The following is a 17806-nucleotide window of genomic DNA, read 5'->3' as shown; positions in this document are numbered from 1 at the left end:
ATTAATTTGATTTAAAATATCCTTTCATAATACCACGATGAGAGTTTTTAATGAATTGCAAAATTTCATCACGCTCTGGAGTGGCTTCCATTTCAGCTTCAATGATTTCTGAAGCTTGTGTGTTATTGTAGTTTTTTTGATAAAGTATTCTAAAGATATTCTGTATTTCCCTTATCTTCTCCGAAGTAAACCCCCTTCTTCGCAGTCCAACAGAATTGATACCTACATAAGACAATGGTTCTCTTGCCGCTTTTACATAAGGAGGAACATCTTTTCTAACTAAAGATCCACCTGTTACAAAGGCGTGATTACCAATGGAACAAAATTGATGAACAGCCGTCATACCCGCCAAAACCACATAATCACCAATAGTAATGTGTCCTGCCAATGTACTGTTATTGGAAAAAATACAATTATTACCCACTATACAGTCATGGGCAATATGGCAATAAGCCATGATTAAGCAATTATTACCAATAACTGTTTTCATACGATCTGCAGTTCCCCTATTTATGGTAACACATTCACGTATAGTTACATTATCACCTATTTCAACAGTAGTTTCTTCATCGTTATATTTTAGATCCTGTGGTACAGCAGATATAACAGCTCCAGGGAAAATATTACAATTTTTACCTATGCGAGCACCTTCCATAATAGTAACATTACTGCCAATCCAAGTGCCCTCGCCTATTTTAACATTATTATGTATGGTAGTGAAGGGTTCTATTACTACATTTTTTGCAATTTTTGCTCCAGGGTGTACGTATGCTAAAGGTTGATTCATTTTTGTGTCTTATTTTAATAAATATGTAAATAATGTGCTCTTGGAATATTAGACAATAAAATTCATGTGAGTTCTAAAATTACTCGCTACATAATTTATTTAACTTTAGTGATTTGAGCCATTAGTTCTGCTTCAGCACACAATTTTCCATTAGCATAAGCATAACCTTGCATGTGGCAAATACCCCTACGAATTGGAGTAATTAAAGAGCATTTAAAAATCAAAGTATCACCAGGCATTACTTTTTGCTTGAATTTAACATTATCCATTTTCATGAAAAAGGTTAAATAATTTTCCGGATCAGGTACTGTGTTCAACACCAATATTCCACCTGTTTGAGCCATAGCTTCCACAATCAGTACTCCAGGCATTACCGGAGCTCCTGGAAAATGTCCTTTGAAGAACTCTTCGTTCATAGTGACATTCTTAGTCGCTGTTACATAGTTTTCAGTAAGCTCAAAAACTTTATCAATTAATAAAAAAGGTTGTCTATGAGGCAACATGGCCATAATTTGTGTGACATCCATCAAGGGCGCTTGATTCAAATCTATATTTGGAACATTATTGCGCCTTTCGTTCTTAATAATCTTAGACAGTTTTTTTGCAAATTGGGTATTTACAAAATGTCCTGGTTTATTGGCTATAACCTTGCCTCTTATACGAGTCCCTATTAATGCCAAATCACCAAGTACATCTAATAATTTATGTCGAGCAGCTTCATTAGGATGATGCAAAGTTAAATTATCAAGTATCCCGTTAGGCTTAACAGCAATATTGTCTTTTTTAAAAGCCACTCTTAACTTGTTCATAGTTTCAGGGGATAGAGGTTTGTCTACATAAACAATGGCATTGTTTAAGTCGCCACCTTTTATTAACCCATTTTCCAGCAACATTTCAATCTCATGCAAAAAACTAAATGTTCGAGAGTTTGAAATGTCTTTTTTAAAATCTGAAATGTTATTTAGAGTAGCATTTTGGGTACCCAACACTTTAGTGCCAAAATCTACCATAGTAGTTATTTGATATTCTTTGGCGGGCATGATTAAAATTTCGCTACCTGTATCTTCATCGGTATATGAAACTATTTCAGTAACTACAAACTCTTCCCTAAAAGCATCAAGTTCTATTATACCGGCTTTTTCCAAAGCTTCAACAAAAAACTTAGAAGAACCATCCATGATAGGAGGTTCGGACTCATTAAGCTCAATAATAGCATTGTCTATGTCTAAACCTACTAGTGCTGCCAAAACATGCTCTGATGTTTGTATAGTAACACCGTTTTTCTCCAAACATGTACCGCGTTGCGTATTAGTTACATAACTAGCATTAGCTTCAATAACTGGAGCACCTTCTAAGTCAACGCGCTTAAAGGATAGACCAGAATTCGCAGGAGCAGATTTAAAGGTTAATGTTACCTCCTTTCCAGTATGTAAACCTACCCCTGTTAAGGAAATTTCTTTTTTTATGGTTTTTTGTTTGGTTTCCGTACTAACTATTCCCATTCAATTTTTTATCTATATCATTAATATTTTTTACAATCTTAGGTAAGTTTTTAAAATGAACATACGATTTGTTATAGTCACTATAACCTAGTGCTGGAGACCCCTGAAGTACCTCATTATCTTTTACATTTCGTATAATACCCGATTGTGCTTGAATCTTTACATTATTACCAATCGAAATGTGCCCAACTATTCCAACCTGCCCTCCTATTTGGCAATTTTCACCGATCTTAGTGGAGCCAGCAATTCCTGTTTGGGCTGCAATAACAGTATTTTTTCCAATTTCAACATTATGCGCTATTTGAATTTGGTTGTCCAGTTTGACCCCTCTTCTTATAATAGTAGACCCTAAAGTTGCTCTATCAATAGTTGTAGCAGCCCCAATGTCTACGAAATCTTCTAAAATAACATTACCTGTTTGGGGAACTTTTATATATTCACCATTTTCATTTGGAGAAAAACCAAAACCATCCGCTCCAATTATAGCTCCAGAGTTAATGACACAATGACTTCCTATAACACATTCAGAATAAATTTTAGAACCTGAAAAAATTATAGTATTGTCCCCAACTGTAACATTATCTCCTATATATGCATTGGGGTAAATTTTTACGTTTTCACCTAAAATGACATTATCCCCTATATAAGAAAATGCGCCAATGTATACATTGGCCCCATAACTAGAAGTTTCCGAAATAAAAGATGGTTGTTCAATACCACTTTTATTAAGTTTTACTAAGTTGTAATACTCCAATACCTTTGAAAATGCCGAATATGCATCGTCTACTTTTATAAGAGTAGCGCCAACATTATATTCTGGCTTGAATGTTTTGTTTACGATAGCTATAGATGCTTTGGTAGAATAAATGTATTGTGTATACTTCGGATTTGCTAGAAATGTTAAAGACCCTTCGGTGCCCTCTTCTATTTTAGAAAGTTTAGAAACTTCAACTTCAGCATTTCCTACAACATCTCCTTCTAAAATTTCTGCTATTTGTTGTGCTGTAAATTTCACACGTTTTAGTTTGTTGGTTTTGATTTAATTTCCGCAAAAATATGAAAAATGTAACAAAGTATTGCGTCCTGTTCTAATTGATGAAGTGTAATTGGATAAACAATCTATTCTTTTGGATAGCAAATATAATACTTAGTTACTGTTTTAGATAGTGGTTTTAAATTAAGTTGATCTGATACCATATCAATGTTTTGAATTTTACCAGATTTAAACAAAATATTGATCTTCTTGTTTTTAGGCTCATAAGCTTGATTGGAAACTTCTCCAGTAAAAACAAAATATTCAGCTTCAGCTTCCGAAACTTGATTTGTTTGGGTAAACATTTCTATTTCTTTAGTCAAGGATGGTAATTTAATTGGCTTATTTTTTATCTTAATTTTTAGTAAGTTTCTGTTAATAATCATATTGCATAGTTTACTCAGAACAAAATCATTATGGCCCTGCCATTCCTTCATTGCAGAAATAACATCAAAATCATCTAATTGTGCAAAAACTTGTAAAGTTGAACTGTTAAAATCCTCATGTAGGATATCATTCTCCAAGAAAAATTTTAAGGCTTTACTAGACGGTAATCTTGTCCCTTTTTTTGTCAATTCCTTTGCTCGCTTTAACACCCGAATCAATAATTGTTCCGCCACCAACCCTGTTTTATGTAAATATACTTGCCAATACATAAACCGTCTGGCAATCAAAAATTTTTCAACACTATAAATCCCTTTTTCTTCTACAACAAGTTCATCATTTACAACATTTAACATTGTAATTAATCGTTCACTATTAATGTTGCCTTCTGCAACACCTGTATAAAAACTATCCCGTTTTAGATAATCTGATCTGTCCATATCCAACTGTCCAGAAACCAATTGGCACATAAATTTCCTTGGGTATTCGCCTTTGAATATTTGAATAGCAAGCGTTAAATTTGAGTTAAATTCTTCGTTCAACTCTTGCATAAACATCAAGGAAATACCTTCATGTGAAATGCCATTTACAATACTATGTTCCATAGCATGTGAAAAAGGACCATGACCAATATCATGCAGTAAAATTGCAACATACAAACCTTCTTCCTCATCTTCAGATATTGTAACTCCCTTAAAACGAAGTACATTAACAGCTTTCTGCATGAGGTGCACACAACCAATAGCATGATGAAACCTTGTATGGTGAGCACCAGGATACACCAAATAAGACATTCCCATTTGGGTTATTCGCCTTAACCGTTGAAAGTATTTGTGCTGAATTAAATCAAAGATTAACGAATTTGGTATGGTAATAAATCCGTAAATTGGATCGTTTAATATTTTAAGTTTATTCAAACTTTAAGTTTTTAAATTAACTGTTTACAAATATAAATTAATTAGAAATTGATTATTTGAAATTTCTGATACATTTAAAATATAAATAATATGATAAATATACTTTGGGTGGATGATGAGATTGATTTATTAAAGCCCCATATTTTATTTTTGGAGCAAAAAAATTATAAAGTTTCCAAGTGTAATAGCGGAAGAGAGGCTATTGAAATACTTGATGAGCAAAATTTTGATATCGTTTTCTTAGATGAAAACATGCCTGGGCTTACTGGTTTAGAAACGCTAAATGAGATTAAAGAAAAGCAAGCCAATCTTCCTGTTGTTATGATTACCAAAAGTGAAGAAGAATATATTATGGAGGAAGCTATTGGTAATAAAATAGCAGATTATCTTATCAAGCCAGTAAATCCAAACCAAATATTGTTAAGTCTAAAAAAGAATTTAGATCATTCTAGATTGGTCTCAGAAAAAACGACTTCAAACTATCAACAAGAATTTAGAAAAATCGCCATGGATATGGCCATGGTAAACTCACATAATGCATGGGCAAATTTATATCAAAAGCTAATTTATTGGGAAATTCAATTGGAAGATATTGAAGATGCCAGCATGTTTGAAATATTAGAGTCTCAAAAAACCGAAGCAAACATACAATTCGGTAAGTTTATTGATAAAAATTATGAAAGTTGGTTTCAATCCAATGAAGATTCACCAATAATGTCTCATACACTATTTAAAGAATGTGTCGTCCCTGAAATCAGCAATGAACAGCCGACGCTTCTTATAGTTATTGATAACTTACGCTATGATCAATGGAAAACATTAGAGCCAATTATTGGCAACTATTACAAAAAAGAAAAGGAGGAGGCTTTCTATAGCATTTTACCTACAGCTACCCAATATGCCAGAAATGCTATTTTTTCTGGGTTAATGCCTGAAGATATGGAAAAATTATTTCCAAATTATTGGAAAAACGATACCGATGAAGGTGGAAAAAATTTATTTGAAGCGGAATTTTTACAAACCCAAATGAAACGCCTTGGTTTAAATCACTTAAATTATGAATACTATAAAATAACTAATTTAAAATCGGGAAAACGCTTAGTAGATAACTTTATGTCGCTTAAAAACAATGATTTAACCGTTGTGGTTTACAATTTTGTTGACATGTTATCGCATTCTAAAACCGAAATGGAGGTTGTAAAAGAACTCGCGTCAAATGACAAGGCTTATAGGTCGTTAACCCATAGTTGGTTTAAAAACTCTCCCTTGCTTGAAATGATTCAGTTAGCTCAACAAATTGGTTTTAAACTAATACTAACTACGGACCACGGAACAATTAATGTAAAAAATCCTTCTAAAGTTATAGGTGATCGAGATACTAGTTTAAATTTACGCTATAAAACAGGCAGAAGCCTAACTTATGACACTAAAGATGTATTTGAATCTAAGAACCCTAAAAACATTCATCTCCCTTCTATAAATATGAGTAGCTCATATATTTTTGCAAAAGGCGATTTGTTTTTTGCATATCCAAACAATTACAATCATTACGTGAGTTACTACAAAAATACATACCAGCACGGTGGTGTTTCATTAGAAGAAATGATTATTCCTTTTGTTGTTTTTGAACCTAAATAAATCTATAAAAAGCATATATTACCGGTGAAATACATGTTTTTTTAGGTTTTTTTAAATTTTATTACTAATATTGCATATAAATTTCAGTTTAAATTGGAAATAGTTTATGACCTGAATCAGGTTGAAAATGTTGCTAATGAGCTGTTAAAGCTTACAAATTTTAAGGTATTGCTTTTTCGAGGTGAAATGGGCAGCGGTAAAACAACATTGATAAAATCCTTAGTAAAAGCTTTAGGAAGTAAAGATGAAGTAAGCAGTCCTACATTTTCAATCGTAAATGAATACAAATCAAATAATGAAACAATTTATCATTTTGATTTTTACAGAATTAAAGATATTGAGGAAGCTTATAATTTTGGAATTGAAGATTATCTAAATTCAGACGCTTGGATATTTATTGAATGGCCAGATATAATTAAGGATATTTTACCTGATGGATTTAATACTATTAAGATAAAAATGACATCAAAAAACAAAAGAATTATAAAATTAAATTATTAACCCTAAAATCGTATTGAGCTTTATAAACAACAACTTATGCCCCAGCTTTAAATGATTACGGATTAACCGTAATCAAAAAATGGAAAATTGATGTTTTTAACATTTTTTTAACATTTTGACCAAATTTTAAGAATAGTTAGTGATTACATTTGGGATAATTAATTAATTAATCCCTATTATTATGAAAACAAGAAAGTATGTAATCGCACTTGCTATCTTCGGAGGTATGTTGTTTTTAGCTCAACAAGCTACTCAATATAACTTGGATGGACAACAGACAGCAAAAATCGATAAGAAACCTTTTGAAAAGCCAGCAGCAAACTAGAAAAAGTTTGGTGATGGGAAGTGTAATTGCTACAATCTTAGCAATTACACCTTATCTTTTTTCTTTACATGAAAGTGTTCCAGAAACTAGAGTCTGGAACACTTTTTTGTTTACGTATGATAGTAAAAATTGGGAAGATGCTAATCTGGTTATGTGGATTTTTACAGGAAAAGCAATTCCACTAATGTTATTGTTTATATGGTTTTTCACGTGTAAGCATTGGTGGTATCATGCACTTCTTGTTCCAATAATTATGTATATATATCAAGTTTTTGGATTGTTAAATCAAGATCAAGGATATATAGATGAATTTCAACTAATTTATTTGATACCAGTTATGGCTATAGTTATCCCCTCCATATATTTAATCAGAGCAAGAATTTTTAATAAAATCAACGAAGCTAACAAGTCTTTAGAAGATTTAGAAGAAGAATTCAAGATTTCACCTAAATCCTTTTGGGATAAAATTAAGCAGTATTTTTAGAGGTCTACAACCTATCTCTCTCTTCCAAATCAACATTCCTTTTAGTTTCTTTTAACCTAAAATTTCCAAATTTATAGTTAAAACCCAAGGTTAAAAGCTTGTTTTCCATTTTGGATCTAAAAGATATATCTTGATTTAAGTATTTAGTTGCGGTTGCGAAATTTTGAGTGTTGAAAACATCCTGTACACCAATATTAAAAGACGCCCTATTGTTCCAAAAGGTTTTCCTTAAATTTATATTCAATCCAGACCTAACCCCTACTTTAGTTGGCCCATCTACCAATGGAGATATATAAAGATAGGATACTTCCAAATCTAGACTCTTGTCTTTTAACAAAGTGATATAGTTTATCAAGTTGGCGTAGACGGACCATTGGTCTACAGCAAATAATTGATTGTTACTTTCTATAGCAAAAAACTGGTTTTCATAATAAAACAAGGAGGAAAGCACGTATAAATTCCATCTATTTGTCAATTGGGTATAAGTCATAAAATCCAACCCATAAGAAATACTTTTATCAATATTGGTATTACTGTACTTTAATATGTTTTCTTCATTATCCTGAAAAACAATTTCTAATGTGGGGTCATTTTCAATCCTATAATATATTTCAAAAGTAAAATCTTTAAAAAAAGTATAGCCTAAAGTAAAAGTATCATCAATTTGAGGTTTCAAACTTGGATCTCCAGTTATAAAAGCATTATCATTTAAAAAATATTTAAATGGGTTTAGCTGACTATATCGTGGCCTATAAATACGTTTTTTGTAGTTAAAATAAAGCTCATTATTCTCATTTATTCTATTTAAAAGATAAATTGACGGAAAGATTTTAAAATAATCATTATTGTTGATTTGGTTGGTCGACATAGAATTACCCTTAATATTGGTATATTCTGCCCTAAGCCCTGTTTTTAAACTCCATTCTCTCCAATCCTTGGAATAACTCATATATGCGGCATAATTAAACTCGTCGTATAAAAAAGTATCCGAATTATCCTGATCCTCTTCTTTATTTCCGTTTTTGAATATGTACTGATTTAGAATACTTTCAGAGTTGATATTTGATATTTTGGTTCCTGCCTCAAATTCACAGGTTTCATTTAGTGGTAAGTGATAATCTAATTGACCTGTAAATAATTTAATGACCTGGCTGGAAAATGTTTGAAACCTGTTATTCCTAATCAATGAATTATCAGGAAACCAATAATCAGTATCCACGTTTTGAAAACTCGAAAAATCGTAGTTGGTATGATGAGCGCTGACCGATAGTTTTTCACCTTCTTTTTTAAACTTGTGAATATAATCTAGTGTAAAAGCCAGATTAAAGGTTTCGTCAACCAACCTATTGTCTGTTGTAAAGGACGAGTCTAAGACCTTATTAGCATCAAAAACTTCAGTCGTAGAATTAACTAAAGTTTTTGTACTTTCTCTTGGCGCAATTAACAAATTAGTAGAAAACCCCAAGCTGTTCCGGTCATCAATCTCGTAATCTATATTGGTATTAATCTTTTTGTTCGAAGTTTTACGGATTCTTCTATAGTCTGTTTCCCAATTAGTAGCCTTTTCTCCTTGGCTATTGAAAAAGTTTATAAATTCATTATTATTTCTATATTCCTTTTTTGGGCTATCACTAAAATTGATATAAGTGCTTAACTTTTCTCCCTTAAAAAAATGACTCGTTCCAAACGAATATTTTGGATACTCGCTACCTTGTTTATAGTTGCCAAAAATACTGCCATTGTAGCCGGAAATAATATTTTTACTGGTAACAATATTAATTACCGCACCGCCTTCTGCGTCGTACTTTGCTGGTGGATTGGTAATCACTTCAATAGACTTTAAATTAGTAGCTGTTGTACCTTCCAAAAGCTGCTGGACTTCATTTATCGATAAATGGATTCTTTTATTGTTTATATAGATAACAGGTGTTGAATGCTTTACTGTAATCTTACCATCACTAACAATAACCCCAGGAGTATGTTTTAAAACATCCAAAACATTGTTATTAGAAAGTGTTGAGTTTTCAACATTAAACACCAATCGATCTACTAATCTTTTTACCGAAGGTCTTTTAGCAATAACAGTGACACCTTCTAGTTGATGAGGATCCTCTTTTAGAACAATAGCTTGGAGTGTTGTATCCTTTTTTAATTCCAGACTAACATTTTCAGTCTTATAGCCTAGATAGCTAATCTCTAAACTATAAATACCTGACACTAATTGGTTAAATTTAAAACGACCAGTTTCATCAGTAGTAGTGCCTTCCAAAAAGTTTGTGTTTAATGAAGAAGTTATAACTACGTTTGCAAATGCTATATAATTATTATTTGAGTCTTTAACACTACCTTTTATCTGTAGTTCCTGGGCTTCTCCCCAAAAAATACTAAATAATATAGCAAAGACAAATAACTTTAACTGCATAAAATAGGTTTGTACTACAAACATAAAATAATTAATTCAAAACTATAAAGGGTAAAGCCATAAGACTTTTTGTTTAATTTCCTACATCGTTATAAAAAGCACAAAATCTTTATAATCCTAAGCTACATTAAAAATTTATTTGTAATTTCAATTTTAATTTTAGTCACATATAATGTCAAAATCGTTATCTCCGTTTACTAAGCAACAGCTGTTACCACAAGAGGAAAAACTTGAGATTTTAAAGCGGAAAGGGGAATTATTCATAGGTATTCCTAAAGAAACTGCATATCAGGAAAGTCGTGTCTGTTTGACTCCTGATGCTGTATCTGCCCTAGTAAACAATGGGCACAGGGTACTTTTAGAATCAGGTGCTGGAGATAATGCTAGTTTTAGTGATAAGGAATATAGTGAAGCTGGTGCGGAAATCACAAAGGATAAAACCAAAGTGTTTTCATGTCCAATGATTTTAAAAGTTGAACCCCCCACACTTGAACAAATCGAACTTATTAATCCACAAACTATTTTAATTTCGGCTCTCCAGCTTAAAACACAAACTAAAAAGTATTTTGAAGCTATAGCTTCCAAACGTATAACAGCACTAGCATTTGAATTCATTAGAGATGAAGACGGCACCTATCCAGCAGTAAGGTCTTTGAGCGAAATTGCTGGAACGGCTTCTGTTTTAATTGCTGCGGAGTTATTATCTGATAGAAATGAAGGCAACGGTTTAATGTTTGGCAATATAAGCGGTGTCCCTCCTCTTGAAGTTGTCATTTTAGGGGCTGGTACGGTGGGGCAATATGCGGCCAGAAGCTGTATGGGTTTGGGAGCCAATGTTAAAATTTTCGATAATTCCATAACAAAGCTCAGACGTATACAAAACAATTTAGGTAGATCACTTTACACCTCTACTTTGCAACCTAAAAATTTAACTAAAGCACTAAAGCGTTGCGATGTCGTTATTGGAGCACTTCGTGGCACTAATAGAGCACCTATTGCAGTAACTGAAGCAATGGTAGAGACCATGAAAAAGCGTGCTGTTATTATTGATGTGAGTATTGATATGGGGGGATGTTTCGAAACCAGTGAGGTAACTACACACAAACAGCCAACATTTTTGAAACATGATGTAATACATTATTGTGTACCTAATATTCCAGCAAGATATCCCAAAACATCATCTATTTCAATCAGCAATATTTTTACACCTTATCTCTTAAAAATTGCTGAAGATGGTGGTATAGAAAATTCCCTCAGGTTTGATAGAGGTTTAAAAAATGGATTGTATTTTTACCACGGTATTTTGACCAACAAATCTGTTGGTGAATGGTTTGATCTAAAATATAGTGACATTAATTTACTAATATTTTAAAAGTAGTATTTTTTATCTTTTTACTTATAATCTTATAAATGAAATTAATTCAAAGAATAGGCTATTACCTTGGTGGCTTTGCTATAGGACTCATTATTTTGGCTTTTTTTTTCAACAAAAAAAAGACATCTTGCAGCTATGGTCCTCAAGCTAGAGTGTTAAAAAATATAAATTCAAAAAAAATAGTTTATAGTGAAGCTATAAAAATTAATGATTCTACTTTAGTAAAACAAATACTAAAAAAAGGTGAAATAAATTTTCCCAAAAGTAACGCTAGGAAAAAGCCGTGTGGTTTATATGTAATTGAAAGCAATTATAATAACAATATAATCACTTTAACCCTACAAAACTGCGACAGTGTAGTAAAACTTATTGATTTACAAAAATAATTATATATCCTCTTCTAACTTTCTACGCTTTTTTTCCTTTGTAAGAAGGTTTAGTTCTCTTCCTGTTTGTCCAGCAACAGAAGTATTTTCTTCCGCTCTCCTAATTAAATAGGGCATAACATCCTTTACAGGTCCAAAAGGAATATACTTAGCAACATTATAACCTTTGCTAGCCAAATTAAAGCTTATATGATCGCTCATACCATAAAGCTGTCCAAACCATATTCTTGAATCATTATTAGCAATAGCCTTTTCATGCATTTGTTGCATGATTAAATAAGAGCTATCTTCATTATGCGTGCCTGCGAACATATACATATCATTTAAATGCTCGAACATGTATTTTACAGCGTTATCAAAATTGGTGTCAGTTGCAAACTTATTTTTACAAATTGGTGTTGGGTAGTTTAACTTTTCAGCTCTTTCATTTTCCTTTTCCATATAAGCGCCTCTAACCAATTTATACCCCAAATAAAAGCCTTCTCTCTTTGCCAGTTCATGCTGTTCTTTTAAGAATTGGAGTCGATCATGTCGATACATTTGTAAAGTATTAAATACAACAGCTTTTTCTGTATTATATTTACGCATCATTTTAGTTACTAAATTATCTGAAGCATCCTGCATCCAACTTTCTTCAGCATCAATTAAAACCGAAATATCATTTTCTTTTGCTTTGCTACATACCGCATCAAAGCGCTGTTCTACTTTTTGCCATTCCTCAGATTCAGCTTCAGTTAATGATTCTCCTTTCCCTAACTTTTCAAATAAATAAAACCGTCCAAACCCTGTTGGCTTAAACACGGCAAAGGGCATTGCTTCTCGCTCTCTGGCAAAATCTATTATTTTTAAAACTTTTTCTAAGGCTGCATCAAATTCAAATTCACTCTCTTTTCCTTCAACCGAATAATCCAAAACAGAGCTTACACTCTTTTCATACATTTTATCAATAACCGGCAAACAATCCTTTTCATTAACTCCGCCACAAAAATGATTAAAGACCGTAACTCTAATTAATCCTTCAACTGGCAAACTGGCTTTAATAGCAAAATTAGTTGCTGCAGTACCAATTTTAACTAAAGGTTGAATAGATATCATCTTGAACAGAAAATAAGCACGTTCTAGTTCAGCGTCGCTTTTAAGAGCAAAAGCAACTTTAGTGTTTTCGAAAATAGGATGTGTTATCATCTCAAATATTTAAACAAATATATGACAGTTCTTTATATTTTTATATAAAAACTCCTTAATTTCACAACCTCAAAAAAAGACTCATTTCATGGATCCAATAAAGGCTAATAATTCTATAATTTATTTTGATAATCAAGGGTATATTTCTTTAAATGACTATATTAAGAAAGGGAATTTTTCAAAGATTTTCATTTTAGTAGACGAAAATACCCATGCCCATTGTTTGCCAAGATTTCTCTCAAATTTGCTAACAAATATTGCTATCGAGATAATAGAAATAGAAGCAGGAGAAATACATAAAACTATAGAAACTTGTACTGGAGTATGGAATAGTCTTTCTGATTTAGATGCAGATAGAAAAAGCTTAATGATTAACCTCGGAGGAGGCGTTGTTACTGATTTAGGTGGCTTTGTTGCATGTACCTTTAAAAGAGGAATTAAATATATTAATATTCCCACCACCCTGCTATCTATGGTAGACGCCTCAGTAGGCGGTAAAACAGGTGTAGACTTAGGGCATTTAAAAAATCAGATTGGTGTAATAAGTTCTCCTGATATTATAATTATAGACACAAAGTATTTAGATACTCTTCCACAGAATCAAATGCGCTCAGGGTTAGCTGAAATGCTAAAGCATGGTTTAATAAGCGACAAGCGCTATTGGGATAAATTCAACAACCTAACCAACTTAAAACTTGAAGATTTAGATGGTTTAATTTATGAGTCTGTTTTAATTAAAAAACATGTAGTCGACAAAGATCCTTTTGAACAGAATCTCAGAAAAACTTTAAATTATGGCCATACCATAGGTCACGCTATAGAATCATATTTTTTAAGCAATGCAAACAAGCCTGATTTACTTCACGGCGAAGCCATTGCCATAGGCATGATAATGGCCTCTTATATTTCTACTCAATTGGTTGGATTTTCAGAAAATGATACTAAACATATCAAAGCTTTATTTAAATCTTTTTATGGGCACGTAGATATTTCCAAAGAAGAATATGCTGCCATAATTGATTTACTGAAGTATGACAAGAAGAATGAGCATGGCAATATAAACTTTGTACTTTTAGAGGCTATTGGTAAACCCATAATTGATTGTTTGGTTCCAGAGGATGTAATAATTGATGCTTTTAAATTTTACGCTGCTTAACTTTTCAAATTAATTTTTTTTGTAAATTTATAATTATAACTTTTTCACAAAAAAACTAAAAAGGATCACTTATAACTTGAAACAACAATTTTTGATATTTATGTGTAATTATAGTAGCTTATGAAACGTATAATTGTTGATTATAAAAAACTTAAACCTGAGGTTTTAAAGGCCCTAACAGAAAAGTTTCCTGATGGTTATGGGGATGATGATATCATCACTTTTGATGATCATCACAACCAAACAATAGAAGCTGTAGAAATAAAGACAAAAGATACCATATACCTAGTTAAAGTACATAGTAAGCTGCATTATACGATGACTAATTTTGACAATGACAACTTTGAAGTCGATGACTTAGGACATGTTGTTATCGATGTCGAATCCCAAATTATTTCTGAAGAAGAGGAATAAAAAGACTCTTTTGATTAGCAGAGCCCTTATATTTGTTTTGATTACATGTCGTTAAAAATAGAATGCATCAAACGCTTTTTATCATTTATACTTTCTTCAAGAGAAATCATTGTCTCAGTTCTGTAAACACCTTCTATATCATCTAATCTAAAAATCACTTCCTTAGCATGCTCTGTACTGCGGGCTCTTATTTTACAGAATATATTAAACTTGCCTGTAGTTATATGAGCAACAGTAACATAAGGGATTTCATTTATGCGCTCTAGAACAAACTTAGTTTGAGATGTATTATTTAAAAAAATACCAACATAAGCTATAAAAGAGTAACCCAATTTTTTGTAATCCAAAGTCAAAGAAGAACCTCTAATAATACCTGCTTCTTCCATTTTTTTAACACGAACGTGCACTGTTCCGGCAGAAATAAGTAATTTCTTTGCAATATCGGTAAAAGGAATCCTAGTATTATCGATTAACATGTCAAGAATTTGATGGTCGATTTCGTCTAATTTTATTTTCCCCATAATTAATTATTGTTAAATAAAAAGCAAAATTAACACATTTTTATTAATAATTACGCACAAATCATGCATTTTATTTCATTAATAATGCGATTTTTTCATTATTTATAATTACGAAATCGTTTTCGTCATTAACTTCTAATACTTTATTGTTTTCAGCCAAGACCAAACTGCCATTTGCACAGTACTCTTTGTGTCCGTAAAATTTTGATAAGTCTTCTATTTTCTCAATTTTCGGAATGAAAAGCACTTTATTATCAACCAATCTTTCTTGATACATAATACCTATATCTGCTTTTATTCCATCCTTATTTAATCTACCATTTCTAATAACGATGTCAAAAAACAGCTTTTCATTTTCCGGGATATCAAAGTAAGGTCTATGTATACTTCCATCGGGATTGTTATTAGATATATAAAGCAAAGAGCTGAAAAGTGCTATGTATATATATTTTCTGGTTACGTCTCTAGCATAATCGTTTTTGTAATGTCCAGCTTCAAAAAGTATTGTTGGTATGTTTTTGCTTTGGAACGCATCCCCAACACAATTTAAATTAAAGGCATCATCATACACCCCAACCTGACCCGGTATTTCCTTTTGGAGCATGGTATTCATAGAGACTATAATCTCCATTGCAATTTTACGGTTCGATGTAACTGTACACTTACTGTCTTGTGCTGGAGCTAAAAAGGATACTGTGGCAGGTTTATTGGTGTGTCCGGCACTAAAAATGGTTCGCTGGCCATGAAGATTATAACAAAAATGAGGTTTGAAAGTTTCAAAGACTGATTTTAAAACCAAACTCTCTGGTTGCGTAAGCCTTTGAGCATCTCTATTTAAGTCTATATTGTTTGCATTTACCCTAGTGTAGGCCGCAGCACCATCAGGATTTAAAATAGGTATAACACACAATGTGCAGACAGAAAGAATATTCTGAACCACTTTTTCATTAGACATAAGTGTATTAAAAAGATCGAAAATTGCTTTAGTGGTTGAAGATTCGTTACCGTGCATTTGAGACCAAATTAATAACCTCTTTTTGCCATGGCCAACCTCTAGAGCATAAATAGGTTCATTAAGGACTGATCTTCCGATTGTCTTAATCTTAAAATTCGAACTAAACTTTTTTAATAATGGCACTATATGCCCATTGGTTATATAACGATGCGAGAGGGCTTTTTCTTTATACACATTAAAAAAACCATTAATTAATTCTATCTCCATTTGTTAATTGTTTGCACAAATGTAAACAATTCATGTGTTACATTTGTAAACGATAATCTAAACTATATTACGTTACATTAGTAAACAATTATCAATCGCAAGTTGTATATATATTTAGTGCTTACAGTAAATAAATTAATATTTTATGTTAAATACTGTATATCAATTGTTATAACAATATATATTAAAGTATTTATTTAATTTTATTATAATAAAGACACTTGAAATTTATAAATAATTCACTTATATTGTTTACATTTGTAATAGTAAAATATTAATTAAAGTATTTACAATGGTAAACAGTAAAGAATTTGCGATTAGACTTCAAAAAATAATGGATTATTATAGTGAATCTGCTTCTTCCTTTGCTGAAAAAATTGGCGTACAGCGCTCCAGTATTTCACATATTCTTTCCGAAAGAAACAAACCAAGCTTAGAGTTTGTTCTGAAAATTGTATCGTCATTCCCAGAAGTAGAGCTCTATTGGTTATTAAATGGCAAAGGGATTTTTCCGGTAGATAGCGAGACTAATAATCAAAACTTTTCTGTTATATCAAAACAAACAGCTTCTTATGTAGAAGATAAAAGCCAATCTACAAAAAATATCGAGCGCATTGTTATTTTTTATACAGACGGTACTTTTAAAAATTTTAAAAATTAGCTTGTAAACTCCAAACATTTATTACCCTTTTCTTCTTTATAAATTCTATAAATTTGTTAAAATTTGTTTTATGAGATTTTTATTATATGTCTTTTTGTTTTTTATGATTGGGTGCTACAAACTAGAACGCAATTGCAAAAGCTATAAAACTGGCCGCTTTTATAGTGAAATAGCTATAGATGAAGTAATTTATAAATCGGAGTTTAAACGTGATGATTCTTTACAAATTGAATTATATAATAACCAAATAGACTCTTCTAGGGTTAGATGGATAAATGATTGCGAAGTAGTATTTAGGACTATTAATCCTAAAAGCATGGCAGAGTACAAGGATATTCATTTAAAAATACTCACAACCACAGATTCCTCATATACTTTTGAATATTCGTATGTAGGTGAACCAAAAAAACAAAAGGGAATTGCTTACCTATTAGATTAATCAAAAGGATATAAAAAAGACTCCACTAAATTAAACTCGATTGTTTTGTCTTCGGTCACCCAATATTTTAAAAATATCTCCCCCCAATACTCTCCATCAGAAAAATTGGCTATAATCCATCTGTGATTAAGAATTTTTATCGTGTTAATAAGCATTCTCCTTCCTTCGTTTGAAGCATAAGGAATCAATGGGTGCTCACCTTTAAATTCATTATGATTATATAATTCATCTTTTATATGTGGAATAAGCACAGAAGCATTGTATCCATCGTTTTCAAAATACCCCAATGCATCCTCATTGCCTTCAATATCAAAATTCGATAATTTCATTAATTCACCCCTTAGACTAAGTATAGAATCTTTATACTTAATATTGGCTGATTGATAGTTCTCGAGTTTATTATTCATATCTTCAAATACACGCTTTGAGTTAACATATTGAAACAATATTAGTA

At 31.7% G+C, this 17806-nt stretch carries 19 protein-coding genes; 10 read left to right on the top strand and 9 right to left on the bottom strand.

The genetic code is table 11. From position 1 onward, the window contains the following. Nucleotide 1 precedes the first annotated feature (1 nt). From lpxA to K7G79_RS01310, 4 genes are all read right to left on the bottom strand, one after another. Nucleotides 2-787, bottom strand: a complete 786-nt coding sequence (gene lpxA, locus K7G79_RS01325; protein ID WP_223548402.1) for an acyl-ACP--UDP-N-acetylglucosamine O-acyltransferase — start codon at nt 785-787, stop codon at nt 2-4. Nucleotides 788-882: 95 nt separating this feature from the next. Further along, entirely contained in the window at nt 883-2289 is a 1407-nt protein-coding gene (locus K7G79_RS01320) for a bifunctional UDP-3-O-[3-hydroxymyristoyl] N-acetylglucosamine deacetylase/3-hydroxyacyl-ACP dehydratase (protein ID WP_223548401.1), read from the bottom strand. Continuing rightward, complete coding sequence (lpxD, locus tag K7G79_RS01315) at nt 2276-3304, bottom strand: UDP-3-O-(3-hydroxymyristoyl)glucosamine N-acyltransferase (RefSeq protein ID WP_223548399.1); 1029 nt, start codon at nt 3302-3304, stop codon at nt 2276-2278. Before lpxD ends, K7G79_RS01320 begins: the two co-directional genes overlap by 14 nt. A gap of 104 nt (nt 3305-3408) precedes the next feature. Continuing rightward, nucleotides 3409-4431, bottom strand: a complete 1023-nt coding sequence (locus K7G79_RS01310) for an HD domain-containing protein (protein ID WP_223548398.1) — start codon at nt 4429-4431, stop codon at nt 3409-3411. Between the two features lie 282 nt (nt 4432-4713). Here K7G79_RS01310 and K7G79_RS01300 point away from each other — a divergent pair, with 282 nt between their 5' ends. The 4 genes from K7G79_RS01300 (at nt 4714) to K7G79_RS01285 (ending at nt 7571) form a co-directional block, all read left to right on the top strand. Beyond that, nucleotides 4714-6261, top strand: a complete 1548-nt coding sequence (locus tag K7G79_RS01300; RefSeq protein WP_223548397.1) for a bifunctional response regulator/alkaline phosphatase family protein — start codon at nt 4714-4716, stop codon at nt 6259-6261. A gap of 93 nt (nt 6262-6354) precedes the next feature. Further along, nucleotides 6355-6762, top strand: a complete 408-nt coding sequence (tsaE, locus tag K7G79_RS01295) for a tRNA (adenosine(37)-N6)-threonylcarbamoyltransferase complex ATPase subunit type 1 TsaE (RefSeq protein WP_223548396.1) — start codon at nt 6355-6357, stop codon at nt 6760-6762. 181 nt (nt 6763-6943) lie between these two features. Next, the gene (locus tag K7G79_RS01290) at nt 6944-7087 is read left to right on the top strand and encodes a hypothetical protein (protein WP_223548395.1); all 144 of its coding nucleotides are present in this window, start codon (nt 6944-6946) and stop codon (nt 7085-7087) included. After that, complete coding sequence (locus K7G79_RS01285) at nt 7065-7571, top strand: hypothetical protein (protein ID WP_223548394.1); 507 nt, start codon at nt 7065-7067, stop codon at nt 7569-7571. The genes K7G79_RS01290 and K7G79_RS01285 overlap by 23 nt, the downstream gene beginning before the upstream one ends. Before the next feature lie 4 nt (nt 7572-7575). Here K7G79_RS01285 and K7G79_RS01280 read toward each other — a convergent pair whose 3' ends face one another. Further along, nucleotides 7576-9993, bottom strand: coding sequence for an outer membrane beta-barrel protein (locus K7G79_RS01280; RefSeq protein WP_223548393.1), 2418 nt, complete (start codon nt 9991-9993; stop codon nt 7576-7578). A 172-nt stretch (nt 9994-10165) separates the two neighbouring features. Here K7G79_RS01280 and K7G79_RS01275 point away from each other — a divergent pair, with 172 nt between their 5' ends. Continuing rightward, entirely contained in the window at nt 10166-11365 is a 1200-nt protein-coding gene (locus K7G79_RS01275; protein WP_223548392.1) for an alanine dehydrogenase, read from the top strand. A 38-nt stretch (nt 11366-11403) separates the two neighbouring features. Next, complete coding sequence (locus K7G79_RS01270; RefSeq protein WP_223548391.1) at nt 11404-11754, top strand: hypothetical protein; 351 nt, start codon at nt 11404-11406, stop codon at nt 11752-11754. Here the strand turns inward: K7G79_RS01270 and K7G79_RS01265 are convergent, their stop codons facing one another. Further along, nucleotides 11755-12939: a proline dehydrogenase family protein gene (locus tag K7G79_RS01265; protein WP_223548390.1), complete on the bottom strand. Its 1185-nt coding sequence runs from the start codon at nt 12937-12939 to the stop codon at nt 11755-11757. It lies immediately after the preceding gene. A gap of 88 nt (nt 12940-13027) precedes the next feature. Here K7G79_RS01265 and aroB point away from each other — a divergent pair, with 88 nt between their 5' ends. Together aroB and K7G79_RS01255 are read left to right on the top strand one after the other, a co-directional pair. Next, complete coding sequence (aroB, locus tag K7G79_RS01260; RefSeq protein ID WP_223548389.1) at nt 13028-14095, top strand: 3-dehydroquinate synthase; 1068 nt, start codon at nt 13028-13030, stop codon at nt 14093-14095. A 120-nt stretch (nt 14096-14215) separates the two neighbouring features. Beyond that, nucleotides 14216-14509, top strand: a complete 294-nt coding sequence (locus tag K7G79_RS01255) for a hypothetical protein (RefSeq protein WP_223548387.1) — start codon at nt 14216-14218, stop codon at nt 14507-14509. Nucleotides 14510-14550: 41 nt separating this feature from the next. Here K7G79_RS01255 and K7G79_RS01250 read toward each other — a convergent pair whose 3' ends face one another. Together K7G79_RS01250 and K7G79_RS01245 are read right to left on the bottom strand one after the other, a co-directional pair. Then, nucleotides 14551-15030, bottom strand: a complete 480-nt coding sequence (locus K7G79_RS01250) for an Lrp/AsnC family transcriptional regulator (protein ID WP_223548386.1) — start codon at nt 15028-15030, stop codon at nt 14551-14553. Nucleotides 15031-15100: 70 nt separating this feature from the next. Beyond that, complete coding sequence (locus K7G79_RS01245) at nt 15101-16252, bottom strand: M14 family zinc carboxypeptidase (RefSeq protein WP_223548384.1); 1152 nt, start codon at nt 16250-16252, stop codon at nt 15101-15103. Between the two features lie 292 nt (nt 16253-16544). Here K7G79_RS01245 and K7G79_RS01240 point away from each other — a divergent pair, with 292 nt between their 5' ends. Together K7G79_RS01240 and K7G79_RS01235 are read left to right on the top strand one after the other, a co-directional pair. Further along, nucleotides 16545-16913 carry a helix-turn-helix transcriptional regulator gene (locus K7G79_RS01240; RefSeq protein ID WP_223548383.1) on the top strand — a complete coding sequence of 123 codons (369 nt, stop codon included), beginning with the start codon at nt 16545-16547 and terminating at the stop codon, nt 16911-16913. Nucleotides 16914-16983: 70 nt separating this feature from the next. Further along, nucleotides 16984-17352 carry a DNA topoisomerase IV gene (locus K7G79_RS01235; RefSeq protein ID WP_223548381.1) on the top strand — a complete coding sequence of 123 codons (369 nt, stop codon included), beginning with the start codon at nt 16984-16986 and terminating at the stop codon, nt 17350-17352. On the opposite strand, the gene K7G79_RS01230 is transcribed toward K7G79_RS01235, so the two are convergent. Then, nucleotides 17349-17759, bottom strand: a complete 411-nt coding sequence (locus tag K7G79_RS01230; protein ID WP_223548380.1) for a hydrolase — start codon at nt 17757-17759, stop codon at nt 17349-17351. The two genes, K7G79_RS01235 and K7G79_RS01230, sit on opposite strands and share 4 nt — an antisense overlap. Between the last annotated feature and the right edge of the window lie 47 nt (nt 17760-17806).

Origin of the sequence: Aestuariivivens sp. NBU2969, from assembly GCF_019931125.1 — a bacterium.
Taxonomy (GTDB): domain Bacteria; phylum Bacteroidota; class Bacteroidia; order Flavobacteriales; family Flavobacteriaceae; genus Aestuariivivens; species Aestuariivivens marinum.
The sequence above is the reverse complement of the archived record's forward strand: the minus strand, read 5'-3'. Positions and strand labels throughout refer to the sequence as shown.